Here is a 15,205-nt window from a genome sequence, read left to right on the forward strand (position 1 = left end):
CCTGCTTACATTTTTCCGATAGGGTATGAACCAGGCGCTTCTTTTTGAGGGATATTTCCAATGGCAAGAACCCCTAAAGTACTTGAAAAGTTTACGGTAAATATTGAATCGCTTGATCAGGATGGACGAGGCGTTGCGCACCGTGATGGCAAAGTGGTCTTTGTAGAAGGCGCTCTTCCCGGTGAAACGGTCACCTATGAGCGTTTTCGCAATAAAAATAGCTATGAGTGTGGACGCGCTGTTTCCATCGAAAAAGAATCGGCTTTGCGCGTAAAACCCGCCTGCAAGCACTTCGGACTTGAGCCCGGTTGTTGCGGCGGCTGCGCCATGCAGCATTTGGATCCCAGTGCTCAGGTTGCTATTAAACAGCGGGTTTTACTTGATGCGTTGTGGCATATCGGAAAGGTGAAGCCGGAGACGATTTTGCCTCCGATCTATGGACCGTTTTGGGGCTATCGCCACCGCGCGCGTTTGACTGTCCGCGACGTGGAGAAAAAAGGTGGCGTATTGGTGGGCTTTCATGAACGTTCATCAAGTTACGTGGCCGATATGACCGAGTGCAAGATTTTGCCGCCCGCGGTGAGCGACCTTTTAATTCCTCTTCGCCGTTTGGTTGAAAAACTATCCATTCGTCAGCGTCTGCCGCAAATTGAAGTGGCCATGGGCGGCAATGGGGCGATTGCGCTTGTTTTCAGAGTGTTGGAAGAGCCAACCTCTGTCGATATGGCCGCTTTTGAAGCCTTCTCGCTTGAGTATGGAGTAAGTGTTTGGTTGCAGCCCAAGGGGCCGGATTCATGTTATCCGATGCACGCAAGTGATTTGACGGCCTTAAAGCTTGAGTTGCCAGAATTCGGTGTGCACATTTCGTTTAAACCCACGGACTTTACTCAGGTTAACCATCGCCTCAATGAAACGATGGTCTCTCGTGCCATTAATCTCTTGGATGTCAAGCCTGAACACCATGTCGCGGACTTTTTCTGCGGTTTGGGTAACTTCACGCTTCCCTTAGCCGTGCGTGCCAAGACGGTGGTGGGGATTGAAGGCAGTGAGCAGTTGGTTGAGCGCGCCAGAGCCGGAGCAGCCGACAATGGCTTGGCTGAAAAAACGCAATTTGTTGCCCGCAACTTGTTTACGTGGTCCACAGCCGATTGGGATGCTCTTTGGACTCAATTGGGCGGTATTGACCGCGTGTTGATTGATCCGCCCAGAGAAGGCGCTCTGGAATTGGCTCGTACGTTGGCTGCCACGGATAAACGTCCGCCTCGGGTAGTGTACGTTTCTTGTAATCCGGCCACATTGGCTCGAGATTGTGCGATTTTGCAGCATGAGGGCGGCTGGCACATTCGTGCTGCAGGCGTCATGAATATGTTCCCGCATACGGCGCACGTTGAGAGTATGGCGGTATTGGAACCCGGTCCCAAACCCGAAAAGAAAGAAGTAGAGACTGAGAGCACGGCTGAGGTTGCCCAAGAAGTGGCTTAAGCGTGCAGTTGATGCGGTCGTTAAAAGATCCGAGACGATCTTGTATCGACCGCTTTTTTGTTATGATGGTGTATATCTGTTTGAAAAATTTATAAATTATGGATTGGGATCTGAACCTCAGTCACTACAAGCAGCGGCCATTTAGAGAAGTGGTGAAAGAGCTTGCGGAGTTTGTATGGATTCGCATTCAAGAGACGCAGCTCAATCAAGTGGCCTCATCATTGACGCTTACCTCTGTTTTGTCATTGGTGCCTTTGGTAGCCGTGATTTTGGTGAGCTTTGCTGTTTTTCCGGCTTTTGCGGAACGACGCGCCGAGATGGAGCAGCTTTTGTTTTCCAGCCTTCTGCCCGAGGTATATAGCCAGCAGATCATCGGTTATGTAAAGTCTTTTGCTGAACATGCGCAGGGGCTGACGATTTTCGGTTTGGCGGGTTTGACCATCACGTCACTTATGTTGATTAACACAGTGGATGCAACACTAAACCGTATTTTCCACGTCAGACAAATGCGCCCGGCGATGCAGCGCGTTTTGATCTATTGGGCACTTTTGACATTGGGACCGATTGCTATCGGCTTTAGTTTGGTGCTCACCAACGTGCTCACACAAATTGAATTCGGTGTGGAAAGCCTGTTGCCCGGCTGGGTTTTCATGGTGATTCAGCTTTTGGTGCAGTCTCTGATGTACGCAGCCCTTTACGTCTATGTGCCCAATTGCAAAGTCAAATGGATGGATGCGTTTGTTGGCGGGTTATTGGTGACGGTCGTGGGGGTGGCGATTAAGTGGTGCTTCAGTTACTACTTAAGCACGGGACCTCTCACAACAATTTACGGTTCCTTTGTTTTGATCCCCGTGGTTTTGCTTTGGATTTACCTCTCTTGGCTTTTAGTGCTTTCAGGAGCAGCTATCGCCGCGACTATTCCGATGCTCACAAGCGGTCGATACAGCGATATGAATAAAACCGGCAATGATTTTATTACCGGTGTGGCTCTGTTGCATGAGCTGATGCTCGCTCAAGAAAAAGGAGAACCTTCGGTTTCCATTCACGTGCTTTGCAAGTCGGTGGACTCCTATCCGGAAGCCGCTGGCGCCATTTTGGAACGTTTGGCAGACGTGGGTTACGTCGGGAAACTTCAGGATGATCGTAAGTACGATGAACATTGGAGTTTGCTTGTTTCGCCGCAAACAACAACATTGGGCGCAGCGTTTGACGCGTTGGTGGTTGATCCGAGCAATAGCCTCATAGCTAAGGAAAATTCACCGCTCTACGACTGGTACTGTTTGGTAACGGATGCGGAGTGGAAGAAGCGCCCAATGGTTGAAACCCTACGCTTTATTCACCCGATTAACTGATAGGAAAAAAGGGCGCAAGTAAGGTTAACAGTGAACCGAGTCTGCGCCCTTTTGATGTGGTGAGCCAAAATTACTTCAAAGCTTCAAACACACGGTTTTTGATTTCTTCAATGGAACCTAAGCCACTGATGCTGCGATACTTCGGAGCGCTGGCATCGCCCGAGGCAGCCAAATCACCGTAGAACTTCACCAAGGCTTCAGTTTGGGCGTGGTACACGCTCAAACGTTTCAGAACGACTTCTTCCTTATCATCGTCACGTTGGATCAACGGATCGCCCGTGATGTCATCCTTACCTTCCACTTTGGGAGGATTGTATTTGATGTGGTAGGTGCGGCCGGAGACCGGGTCCACACGACGGCCACTCATACGGGTGACGATTTCTTCATCAGGAACAGCGATTTCCAAAACAAAATCAATCGGGATGCCGGCAGCCTGAAGCGCTTCAGCTTGAGGAATCGTGCGCGGAAAACCGTCGAACAAGAAACCGTTGGCGCAATCGGGTTGCGTCAAACGTTCCTTCACCAAACCAATGATGATGTCATCGGAAACCAATTGGCCCTTATCCATGACTTCCTTGGCGGCCAAACCAAGAGGGGTACCAGCCTTAACAGCCGCACGCAACATATCACCCGTCGAAATTTGGGGAATGCCGAACTTTTCCTTAATGAAAGCGGCTTGCGTGCCCTTGCCGGCACCCGGGGGTCCAATCAAAATCAAACGCATAATAACTCCTCGTTTACTTCCGATGACTCAAGGGATTCGAGTCACACTATCCATTTCATTGTAGACATCTTATCGGCCCTTGTGTTTAGCCGAAAAGATAAATTTTAGGCTTCGCCTCGTGCAAAAACCTTGCGGACGCGATCCAAGTCTTCCTGGGTGTCAACGCCTGCGGGTAAGGCACCGGGCAAAATTGCCACGGCGATTTTCACTCCGTAGTAAAGCGCACGGAGCTGCTCCAGACTTTCCCACTTTTCAATGGGAGCCTGCTCCCACTGGGGATAACGTTTTAAGAATTTGACCCGATAGGCGTATAGGCCAATGTGGCGAAGGGGAAAAAGTCCTTCGGGCAATTGGGTCTTATTCTCACGGAATGCGTCACGCGGCCAAGGAATTGGGGCCCGGCTAAATGTGATGGCGTTGCCTTGAGCATCGCGTACCACTTTAACCACATTGGGGTTTAAGAATTCTTCAATATTGTCGATGGGGTGACCGGCGGTAGCCATTTCACATTCGGGATGCGCAGCTAAAAGCTCAGCCACTTCGCGTACAACATCGGTCGGGATGAGCGGTTCATCGCCTTGCACATTAACAACGATGGCTTCATCGGGAAGTCCCAACTTTGTCACGGTTTCTGCCAACCGATCGGTGCCGGTCGGATGGTCGGGCGAGGTTAAAACAACCTTGACACCGTTAGCTTCACAGGCTTTAACAATATCTTCGTGGTCCGTTGCAACCACGACATCGGCTGCGCCGGAAGCCTTGGCGCGCTCAGCCACCCGCACGACCATGGGGCGGCCAGCGATATCTTTAAGGGGCTTTTCAGGCAACCGAGTCGACTTCATACGAGACGGAATAATGGCATAAAAGACAGTCATCTTATGCTCCGCGAACAATGGAGAGGCGCTTAGCGTACTCTTCGGCTTCTTCATCGGAGAGTTTTTTAGCCTCATCAGGAATCATATTGGGAATGTTGTCTTTGACTTCAAAGGCCAGTTTGCAACGGGGACAGACCAACAGAGATTTTTCCGCATCCCAAACAATGGCCCCCTTGCAGACAGGGCAAACTAATGTAGCGGTTAATCGAGGATCAAGAGCCATTTTATTTTTGAGCCTTTTCTTTGAGTTTGTGTTCAATGAGATCGACCAGATAGGGATCAATATCGACCAGATATTCGACAGTGTAGATTCTCGGGTCTTGAGCGATATCCGGGTGTTGACGGCACTTTACCGCGTCCTTGCCCGTAATCAGAATGAATTCTTCTTTACAGTCCTTAAAGGGATTGTCGTCAAAGGCGTAGTGATCGCCCAATTCCATTTCCGGGCCTTCAATGTCGTGAGCACGAAGCATGGCAAAGAAACGTCCCGGAGCGGCAATGCCGGCAGCGGCAAGCACAGGCTTTTTCATCTGAGCAATGTCATCAAGGCTAAAACTGCGTGAACCATCCAATGATTTTGCGCGCCCCAGCGTTGCCGTTGCGGCAAAGCGCGGCGTGCGGCTGTCAAATGAATCTTCCGTTGCATTTAAAACAATGGCGTCAACCTCATCCAAACGGGACGGGGGTTCACGCAAGGGACCGGCGGGCAATACCCAGCCATTTCCCAAACCTCTGGCGCCAACCACCGCAAGTTCGACGTCACGCGCCAATGCGTAGTGCTGCAAACCGTCATCGGAAATGATGAGATCACACTCGGGGTGTTTATCCAAAAGCAGTAACGCCGCAGCTACTCTGTCTCGTGCGACAGCGACAGGAACCTGCGTTTGTCTGGCAATTAAGAGAGGTTCATCGCCCACATTAACCGCGGGGCTATCGGGTAGGACCATTTGCGGCGCATCTTCTTTACGGCCGAAACCGCGAGAAACGACTCCAGGATGGTAGCCACGCTTGACCAGTTCTTTGACGAGGGCGATGGTGACTGGTGTTTTACCGGTACCGCCCACATAGATATTGCCAACGACAACAACCGGGACCGGTAAACGGTGCGGTTTTGTTTTCATCCGTCTGTTGCGGGCCATACAAAGGAATACAACGGAAAGAGGAGATAAGGCCCAAGCCAAAAGACCGCGTTTAGTCCATTGGCGATGCAGCCACGACTCAAATGTGGCGCGCATGGGATTCTCCGATTACTTGAAAAAATGACTCTCGGTCCGTCGGACCGGAACTGTCAGAAAACATATGTTTTTTCTCTACCTGCTTCAAAAAAGCTAACCCACTAATGTTAGCAAATATGCAGAAAACTGCTTGGTTTTTATTCTATTTCGGTGCCGTTCAAATAGAGAATGCTCATAGTTAAATTTCGAGAAGGTCTTTTCAATTAATACAAGTTTTCCCAGAGCAGCTTCTAAAAATAAATCCTTTCGCTTATTTTGGGATTTCGTACAGTTTGAAAAAACAAAAAAAGATTTTGTTTTTTGATTCTTAGTTACCTTCAGAAAGTTAAGAAAAGACACCTAAAAAGAATATGTTAATAGCAGATCCAAGTGTTGGGTCTTCTATACAAAACACTTCGAGAGGAACAGTTTGATTTTTGCGTAAATGGACAAGATGATGACGAATAGAGTCTTTTTCTCGTACGGAGATGTTTTTACCGCTAACAAAAGCAAATAAAGCATCGGCTTTGTGTGGGCACTGACTTATTTTGACAGCCTCTCGCATAGCATTTTTTGCGCGATTTTCGCCAATGGCCTGCGCCATACCCAGAAAGCACGCTTTTTTATTTATTAGGCAATCTCGAACACGTTCAAACGAGAAACTAGAAGACTCACAGCAACTTAAAAAATTTATCAGCTCACGGCATAGAAGCAAACAACGGTCAAATTGTTTTTCTTCTATTTCTTTACATGTATTTTTATTATCATCAAAATCGGTTTGTGCAATGAGAACAGATGACCGAATGTTTGAATTCACTTCTAATTTTTTAATAAATTCATTGTTTTTGTAGATAAATGCAATGTAAGGTAAGTTTTTACGCCTAGCTACATCAGCGATATCGTCCCAATAGTAACTATCAACGGTAATCACGTAATCGTAAGATCCGAGAAGTCGTTCTAAATTCTTTTTCCTATTACGTCTTTGAATAAATACGTTACCAATATAAACGTCCATTAAAGGATTCAGGGTACTGCAAGTTATATTGCTACGTTCTTTGAAATTTGCTTTGCAGAATTTTGTGAATTCTTCTTCTTTGAGGAAGCTACCTAATAACAAAATGCTGGGTTGACTGAAATTCATGACATCGTTCCTGTTAGTTTATTCGAAAAGAGTAGTCGTAGGAACTTCAATTTATGAAGATTTGGATTAGATAAAAATGATGAGAATATGTCTAAATTGTTTTTGCTTGAAAGGTCTTAACAAAGACAAAACACAAATTTGTGCTTAATTTTTGAATTGCGTAATACACGTTACGTAACGGCGTGTTACGTAACATGTGTTACGTAAGCAGAGAAACATGAAATTTTATGGTTAAAAAAACAGAACTCTCAATTATTTAAGAAGGATTGAAATTAATGGAGATACAGAACTACTTACATGATCAATTAGTTATTGAGGTTAAACCGTTGTCCAACCAATTTTTACACGGTGTACCTGTGGTCAACTGTCAACGCTTTTAGTATAAAAAGCTTTTTACTTACCCGATCGTTCACCCAATTGTTCACCCTAGCTACTAAATTTGTTCTTGTTAAAGTTTGAAAGTCTGTGTCTCAGAAAACAAAAATAGCCCACCGGAGAAAAGTACTCTGATGGGCTGTTGATGTCATCTAGACTATTTAGTGTTTTCTTTCACAAAAATAATTTCAGCGCGACGGTTGGCATAGCGGCCTTCCGGCGTGTGGTTGTTGTACTTGAAGGACTTGCCTTCTCCGCTTGTTGTGATACGGTCACTAGCGATGCCGTGTTTAACCAAGTAGCTCTTAACCGCTTGCGCACGACGTTGCGAAAGTCTTAAGTTGTAGGCATCCGATCCCGTCCAGTCAGTCCATCCTTCCACAACCATCTTGTCTGTGACAGGATGTGCCTGAACCACTTTTAGCGCTTGGGCCAAAATGTTCAGACTCTTTTGATCAAGGTTGTATTTATCAAAGGCAAAGTTAATTCCCTTTAGTTCGATTCTTTCATCACACTTGTTGTAAATGGCTACAGATACAAAGTCCTTGAAGGCTTTTTCATCCGTAATCAATGTTTCCAGTTGAGTGACCGGGATAAATGTTTGACTGTTTAAAGCCTCAATTTGTTTTTTGCCTTCTTCTGAATAAGCTGCGCTGACAATATATAAGCGCATATCAGGATTTGCTTCACGATAAGCTTGAAGAGCTTTGACTGGATCGTTTAATTCTTTAGTGAATTGGCCGTCAGTGATGAAAATTACCGTGTTTTTACCGGATACCACCTGATGGAAGTACTGATTTGCTCTTTCACCAACCCAAGTCGGACGACCAAAAACCTCCATATCGGCGTTAAATTTTTCATCAACCAGTCTCTTGTAATTTAAACCGGTCTTTTCAGACAAAGAAATGAGTTCAGCAAAGGGTGCCACGGTGTAAAGGCTCGAAACCATTTTGTCTTCGCCGATCACTTCGCTCACTTTTTCAACAAGCGTTTTCGTGGCTTCTGAGATCTTTAAATCGTTAATAGGGGAGTCATCTTCAATATTGGCCTTGTCTTTGGCCTCTTCAAAGGTTTGCATCATGGAGCCCGATGCATCAATGACAAAGGCAAACGAGTCGGTTTGGGGACCACAGATTTCTGCGGCCTGAGACGAAGAGAAGGCTAAGATCATAAGGCTTACCAAGAGTGTCTTTTTCATTTGTTTGTTTCCTAATTAGAAGCTGTATTTCAGTCCGATGCTGACGTCGTAGTCTTTGGTGTATCCGTCACCTTCTTCGCGGGACACTTCACCGAAAAGACGCAAGTCCTGAGCAAGCTGCCAGTCCATATTGACGCCGTAATAGATGCGAGTTCCTGCAATATCATCGGCTTTGGCGGAAAGCTTGACGTTATCAACACCCGTGTAGTGGATGGTTTGATCTCCGCCTAAGAATTCATGTTTGACGCCGCCAATTAATGCGGCTTGGATGTAGCGTTTATCCAAATCATCGGCCGTGCCGTAGTTAAATTTCTTCCCAATGACTAAGCCTGCGCGACCGGTTAAAAAGTCTGCATCGTCCTGTTCAACTTTCATGCCAGTTGAGGTACGGTAGTCTGCGCCTTGAGCTCGGAAGTAAGACAGTTCAAATTGCGGTTCAATAAACCAATGGTTAAACCAGGGACGATCATCTTCAGCGTTGGCAATCGTGAACATATGACCGACTTCAATTGAAGCGCCATAACCCCATGTGTCATAGTCGGCATGAGTACTGCCGATACCGGTGTTATCCAGTCCTTTGAGTTCTTGATCGTAGCGGCCGGCTTGAAGGACAAAGTCCGCGTAACTGCCTGATTCATGCATCCAGGTGGCGTAGGCTTTAACGGAGTATTCGTCTAATTCACCGGTGGCAGAACCTGCAACCCCTAATCCTTCTTGATCAGCAGTGCCATAACGGAAAGCTGCGCCGATTAACCAAGAGCTTGTTTCATCTGTACCGACTAACTTATCAAAACCGATATTGATGCCGTAAGCTTCTTGTTCAAAGCCTCGGCTGTGATGTCCATTGACGCTATCTTGTTTAGCGAAAGCTTTTGCCCAAAGACCATCTTGAGCGCCGTAGCGGACTTCGCCGATACGTTTGCGGAGGTCTTCAAGATCAGCCATGTAGGCCAGTGCTTGACCAGTGGATGTACCGATCGTGATGTTTTGATCAATTTCAGGAGGAGTTTCGTTTTGCTTGCGAATTAAGTACCAATGGCCAGTCCCAACACCATGATTAGTTAGTTCTAAACGTCCCTGTTCAGTTTCAAGTTTGGCTTCATCACCTTGTGCTACAAAAGCGTATGCCCAAGTTGACACGCCTCCGTTAACCCAAACGGCGTTTTGCCCGTTCACTCCGGTTAAAGTGAGGTCGCTATCTTCTCCTTGGCCGACAAACCAGTTAAGACTGTGCATTTTTTCAGGATCAAGTCCATCTAATCCCCCAACAAAGTGAAGATCTACCTGGTATGTTCCAGTAGCAGAACCGTCAATTGAAATTCGGTCCATAGCTAACTTGGAGTAATTCACATACTGTTCATCCTGTGCCCATACATCCTCACCCTCAGATACCAAATTCATATCGAGTATCAATCGACCAGACTGTTCACCAGAGCCAATGAGTGACTTCATTAATATTTGCTGATAATTGGATCGTTGTAGTCCTTCGATAGGCATTGAATGCATATCTAGAACACCGTTTTGCATTTTGAGAGAATTGAGTGCGCTAATCCCGTCGCAGAAATAATTTCCAAGGGTATTGGAGCCTTGATAATCCAAATTCAACCAAGTTGCCCCGTTCTTTAATGTAAGATCAATCTGACCGGCAAAGTTTGAAACATAGCCCCAATTTCCACTTAATGTTGAATCTCTCTGATCAACATGCCCTTTAAGGAAGGATTCCCCACCATCAAGTGTTAAATCGACTTTTCCGCCGTAACTAGCTATGACGTTTCCGTTAATCTGTGATGTGGCGCCCGTCGAGTCAACAATGACAGTTGGTAAAGGCTCTTTGCTGTAGTTTGTGCTGCCATTAGCTGCAATAGCGGTGTAAGTGTTTTTCGATATTTTTGCATCTTCTGGAAGAATGGTATTAAAGCTTCCGGTTAAATGAATAGAACCGCCTTCTGTATTTTGAGGTTTAGGATTTGGATTTTCATCTGGAGAGTAACGTCCTGCAATTAAGCCGTAAAATGTTGTTGCGTTACCGGCGTTAATCGTCAAATTGGTATCTAGAGTGATGTTTGAACCACCATAACTAGCGACCCCTTGTGCATAAGATGCATTAGTGAAGGTAATATTCGTTGTTTTTTGCAATACCTCAATACTGGAGCGTTCTTCTCCAGTTTTTCCATAAGCTGCATCATAAAGACCAGCTACAATTCCAAAAATTTTTCGACTAACCTGAGTACTTTCTGCATAAATATCAAGACTTCCATCCTCATCAATAAAATGCATTTTACTTTTCTGTGCAGCTTGTATACCGTAAATTGCCTGATCAATATCTCCCCGGTCATTTGTTCTGTCACTTGAAACTTTAATATTTGTACTGCCATACAGCGTTAGCTCTGATTTACCATCTCCAGTGGCGTAGCCAAGAATACCAACGACCTTATCCTCCCCAGCATATTCATAAGGATCATCCGAAGATGAAGGAGTAATTTTATTGCCCGCATGTACGGAGATGATATTTTGACTTCCCTTTGAACCTAGAATCATTGTGGAGGAGTCGTTTTTGGATGCACTATTGCCAAACCAGCTTCCTGCCAGGATTCCTCCAGCTCTAGTTCCTCCTGTCGCTGTAATAGATATTGGACCTGCGATTCGAACCTTCCCACCATTTGGTTTCCCATCTGGCCCCAATCCAAAACCATAGGCTGTTGTTTGTATGATGCCAAAAGCATAACTTTGTTTGCTTGAAGCATTTATCGTCAAGCCATTATGACCGACAAGCGAGGCAGCACCTTGTGCTCCATCATATATTTCAATACCGATACTTTGCCTGGCTTTAACGTCAACATTGATAATTTCTTTAGACTCAATTACTTTTTCGTTCGTATCGGAGCTTGAACCATACAATGAGATACCGTGTTGATCATTCTCAGAAGTAATATCAATATCGATGCTTTCGTATTGACCAGGTTCACTGAGTGTTTGATCAAATGCTTGATAAGTAGAGATCCCGTTTTGATTAGTCAAATTTTCAGCATATGCATTTGTTTGAAGTATAAAAAGAGAGGATATAGAAATAGCAAGAATTGTTTTATTCATTTTGTTTCTCTCAACCAACGATTTAGTGTTCCAACCGAAATACCTTCCTTGAAACAGAATTGTTTTTTAGATTCGGTGCTTACCGCATAGCGATCCAAGATGGCTCTTTTCCAGTCATCTGGATATTTCTTGGGGTTGTGTCGGCCTTGATTGAAGAACTCCTCTTGACCGTGTCTGTAAATCAAGAGCCAGTACTTCACTCGGCTTTGAGGGACTTTTAATTCAGTGGCCACTCGTTTGTAGCCGTAGCCCTTTTGAAATAAAGCCAATGCGGTTTGCCTCAGAACGAGGTTTCGGTCATCTTCAGCTGCCCAGTGTCGATCACCTTTCAGATAACGTTGGTGCCAGTCCTGAACAGTGAAAAAGGGAATATTGAGTTTTTCGGAAATAGCACGCAGAGCGAGTCCTGCCCGAAAACAAGCGAGCACAATCTGCTTTTCCGTTTTGGAAAATAGTCGCCGTGTTGTCATGATGCGTTATGAGAAGGGGATCGGCACAAAAAGCACCGATCCCTAATCGAGTGATTAGAACTCGTAACGCATGCCGGCGTTGACGATCCAGGATTTATCTAAGTCGTTGCCGAAGCGGTATTCCACATCAGCATAGGCGTAGGCATCTCGACCCAATTGACTTTGAAAGCCGCCGCCTACATCAAACCAGAATCCCTTGTTTCGAACCGTGATCGTATCGCCTTTGACTCGGGTGGTTACGTCCTTGACATGGATTTTTTGTTCACCCATGAATTCACGGAACATATCCGCCTTGGCGTAGATGTTGTGATTTTGTTCTTCACCGAATGCACGGCCAATACGCACACCCATACGGCCGATAACAGAGTCAATTCTGTCTTGATCGACACGTGTGCCTTGATTGGTGGAGTATTGAGCATCAGTGACCATCGTGTATTGCAATTGAGCATTGGGCTCAATGAACATACCGGTCTTCGGATTGCTTAACTTACGACCGACTTCTGCGGAGATCGCCCACATATTGTTGTCGTAGTCAGCTTTCACTCGACCACCGGAACCGTTGATAATGTCAAAGTCATTATCAAGTCGTCCCCACTTACCGACGACATCAACGTAGAAGCCATTGTCTGCTAACCAAGTGGTGTAGGCCGTGATGCCGTAGCGATCTGTGTTACCTTCGCCAGAGATACCCTTGTAGTCCAAGTCGGTATCCATGTAGTCAAAAGCGATACCCACGAGTTGACGGCCACCGTCACGTTGGAAGGCGTGATCGTAACCCACTTGATAGACGGTGTTGTCGCTCTTGAAGTCGCCTTCACCGGTATCGGTGCCTAAACGGCTTTGACGCAAACGGATCCAAAGACCGTCTTCACCGTTGTTGGCGTAACGGGCGTCCCCCATACGGTTGGTTAAGCGGTCGATTTCAACGGATGTCCAGTAGGTGCCACGGGCTGTGGCCAATAAGGCGTTACCGGCGTCAGACAATGAGGTGGACGGGCCGGAAGGTTTGTCAGAACCAGTTCCTTCAGTTGAAGCAATGACCCAGTTGGTTGACCCCTCTTTGACGCCGTAGATTTCATTGACCGCATCTTCGCCTGGTTTGTACGTGCCGGATCCATCTCCTTTGCCGTTAATCGCAGTGTTATCTTCATCCTCTGTACTGAATGCTTCCTTTGTTACCTTGAAGGTCACATCATTGACGCCTTGGTCAGCCAAGACGGCAGTGAAGTTATCACCCCAGCTTTGATAGTGACCGTTCGTGGTAGCAATACGGACATCTTTCAATTCATAGACGCTACGCGTGGTGTTATTCAGCACAACATTGACCTGATACTTGGCATTGGCATCCAGGTTTTGGATGTACAACATATCGCTCTTTGTAGGGTCGTTGTCCAAGCGCATCGTGAATTCGCCGGAACCGGTTAAGTTATTGATGGAAACCGATGAATTTTCATTCTTGGATAGATCCACCAAGCCTCCTTCCGTTCCAAAAGCTAGGGTATCCACAAAGCTTTGTCCGCGTGCGATCCATTGGCCGCCGTTTAAAGTAAGTGTTGCCTTACCAGCTTGATTGACTTCTCCAGTTGTAAAGGCAGAATTCTTAAAAACAGTATCTTTTTGAACGGTATTTAGTTCGTGATAGTCATCAATTTGGCCTTCTAATGTCGATCCGGCATTTAAACTGATGCTAACTGATCCGCCATTTCCAGCATACACATCACCAAAAATATTGACTTGTTTACCATCGATATTAATAGTACCGCCGGAGATAGAAGTATCATCAGAACCACGTCCCGCCAAAATAGTGCCAACGATTGAATACGTTCCATTTTTGTCATTAAGATTGACTTCGGCTCCAGAAAGACTTCGGATAGCCATATCTCGAACCGTGTTAGTGCTTTCAGTGGCTGAATCACCATATTGGCCCTGGTAATTAAAAGCACTACCTTTGGTATTTGGTGTCAAGGTTGCGCCACTAAATGTTAAGTTAGCTGAGTTTTGCGCATCAATCAAAATTGCTTGACCATCATCAGCTGTCGTTTGGACATTGCTAATGGAAAGGCTTTGGCCATTCATGCTGCCACCGCTCATAGACAAGCCAAGGGCTAATTGCACAGCTTGGATCGAATCTATTGTGAATGCGCCATTGACTACTGTGTCTGTTTCCATAGTTTGGAAACCGTCAGCTTCGCCCTGAGTTGCGGTAACACGTTCAATGGTAATTTGATTGGATTCTAAATAAGAGCCCTCAACCCCAATATAACCACCGGCGTTAATACCTTGAATGTCAGCTAACTCTAAGTTGTCGGTTTTCAGTGTTATTTTGACATCGTGATCTTCATCTGTTTGCCCTTGGTTGTAAATACCAAATGCTTGACTTTCAGTGGAAGTGATGTTAGAAATTTTAACTGTACCAATGTTGGCAAAAGTGGGATCATATTTACTTTGGTGGTCATTGGCCAACATCATGCCATAACTTTCACCGTTAGTACCTGAACCCTGAATATTGTTGATGGTTAATTCATTTAGTCTGACATCAGCTTCTGTGCTGATGGTCGTTCCAATAATAGGAGCGTTATAACCCTCCACCATTGAAAAATCATCAATTGTTAAAGAATTAATATCGGTTAGGCCACCTTCCAAATAGGCAGCCATAGCCATACCAAAATTACCGCCCGGAGTTGCCTTATTATGTCTGATCGTGATGTCACCGAGACCACTTTCACCTTCTTTTCCCTTAATGAAGGAATAGTTCATCATCATGACCGCACCGTATTGACTGCTTAAATCGAAAGAACTATTCTCTATTAAGATAGACGGGGTATAAATATTAACGTGCCATTGAGTAATAGCTCCTGAAGCCGTTATATCGTGAATATGAATGCCGTCACTAACCTTTAAGTTCTGGGTACCACCGATATCTTCGGGTTTATAAGATCCGCCAGAATTGGTATAAAACGGCATTTCTGAGAAATTACCAGTGAATTCCAATGCGCCGTTTACAATAACGCTTTGATTATTTCCTGTAAATAATTTAAAACCCGAAGTTCCACCATTGAATACTACTTTATCAGCATTAAAGGTTATGGACGTATTACTATCAGGATTTAAAAATCCTGCGTTTTCAAAATAAACCTTGTTAGCAGAAATGGTGATATTGTTGTTTTTACCTATTTGGCCTCTAGGCATTTCTCCATCAATGTGTAGGTCTCCATTATTGACGGTGATGTTCAATGGATCGTCGTTATCACCTAAATTAATTACCGGTGTTCCACTTAAATAGG

At 45.5% G+C, this 15,205-nt stretch carries 11 protein-coding genes; 2 read left to right on the forward strand and 9 right to left on the reverse strand.

Features of this window, described 5'->3' with window-relative positions; all coding sequences use genetic code 11:
* Positions 1-60 precede the first annotated feature (60 nt).
* On the forward strand, positions 61-1,482 hold the full coding sequence (rlmD, locus tag NW199_RS07385) for a 23S rRNA (uracil(1939)-C(5))-methyltransferase RlmD (protein WP_258334137.1): 1,422 nt from the start codon (positions 61-63) through the stop codon (positions 1,480-1,482).
* A gap of 98 nt (positions 1,483-1,580) precedes the next feature.
* Positions 1,581-2,834 carry a YihY family inner membrane protein gene (locus NW199_RS07390; protein ID WP_258334138.1) on the forward strand — a complete coding sequence of 418 codons (1,254 nt, stop codon included), beginning with the start codon at positions 1,581-1,583 and terminating at the stop codon, positions 2,832-2,834.
* A 70-nt stretch (positions 2,835-2,904) separates the two neighbouring features.
* On the opposite strand, the gene adk is transcribed toward NW199_RS07390, so the two are convergent.
* From adk to NW199_RS07435, 9 genes are all read right to left on the reverse strand, one after another.
* Positions 2,905-3,558, reverse strand: coding sequence for an adenylate kinase (gene adk, locus NW199_RS07395; RefSeq protein ID WP_249092519.1), 654 nt, complete (start codon positions 3,556-3,558; stop codon positions 2,905-2,907).
* A 104-nt stretch (positions 3,559-3,662) separates the two neighbouring features.
* On the reverse strand, positions 3,663-4,433 hold the full coding sequence (gene kdsB / locus NW199_RS07400) for a 3-deoxy-manno-octulosonate cytidylyltransferase (protein ID WP_258334139.1): 771 nt from the start codon (positions 4,431-4,433) through the stop codon (positions 3,663-3,665).
* 1 nt (position 4,434) lies between these two features.
* On the reverse strand, positions 4,435-4,656 hold the full coding sequence (locus NW199_RS07405; RefSeq protein WP_249092521.1) for a Trm112 family protein: 222 nt from the start codon (positions 4,654-4,656) through the stop codon (positions 4,435-4,437).
* 1 nt (position 4,657) lies between these two features.
* On the reverse strand, positions 4,658-5,668 hold the full coding sequence (gene lpxK, locus NW199_RS07410) for a tetraacyldisaccharide 4'-kinase (protein WP_258334140.1): 1,011 nt from the start codon (positions 5,666-5,668) through the stop codon (positions 4,658-4,660).
* A 325-nt stretch (positions 5,669-5,993) separates the two neighbouring features.
* Positions 5,994-6,788: a hypothetical protein gene (locus tag NW199_RS07415; protein WP_258334141.1), complete on the reverse strand. Its 795-nt coding sequence runs from the start codon at positions 6,786-6,788 to the stop codon at positions 5,994-5,996.
* A 532-nt stretch (positions 6,789-7,320) separates the two neighbouring features.
* A complete protein-coding gene (locus NW199_RS07420) occupies positions 7,321-8,361 on the reverse strand; it encodes an OmpA family protein (RefSeq protein ID WP_258334142.1) in 1,041 nt (346 codons plus the stop codon).
* Between the two features lie 15 nt (positions 8,362-8,376).
* On the reverse strand, positions 8,377-11,451 hold the full coding sequence (locus NW199_RS07425; protein WP_258334143.1) for an autotransporter outer membrane beta-barrel domain-containing protein: 3,075 nt from the start codon (positions 11,449-11,451) through the stop codon (positions 8,377-8,379).
* Positions 11,448-11,879 carry a helix-turn-helix domain-containing protein gene (locus NW199_RS07430; protein WP_022472374.1) on the reverse strand — a complete coding sequence of 144 codons (432 nt, stop codon included), beginning with the start codon at positions 11,877-11,879 and terminating at the stop codon, positions 11,448-11,450. The genes NW199_RS07425 and NW199_RS07430 overlap by 4 nt, the downstream gene beginning before the upstream one ends.
* Positions 11,880-11,975: 96 nt before the next feature.
* Positions 11,976-15,110, reverse strand: a complete 3,135-nt coding sequence (locus NW199_RS07435; protein WP_258334144.1) for an autotransporter outer membrane beta-barrel domain-containing protein — start codon at positions 15,108-15,110, stop codon at positions 11,976-11,978.
* Positions 15,111-15,205 lie beyond the last annotated feature (95 nt).

This window comes from Parasutterella secunda (assembly GCF_024733725.1).
Classification (GTDB): domain Bacteria; phylum Pseudomonadota; class Gammaproteobacteria; order Burkholderiales; family Burkholderiaceae_F; genus Aphodousia; species Aphodousia faecalis.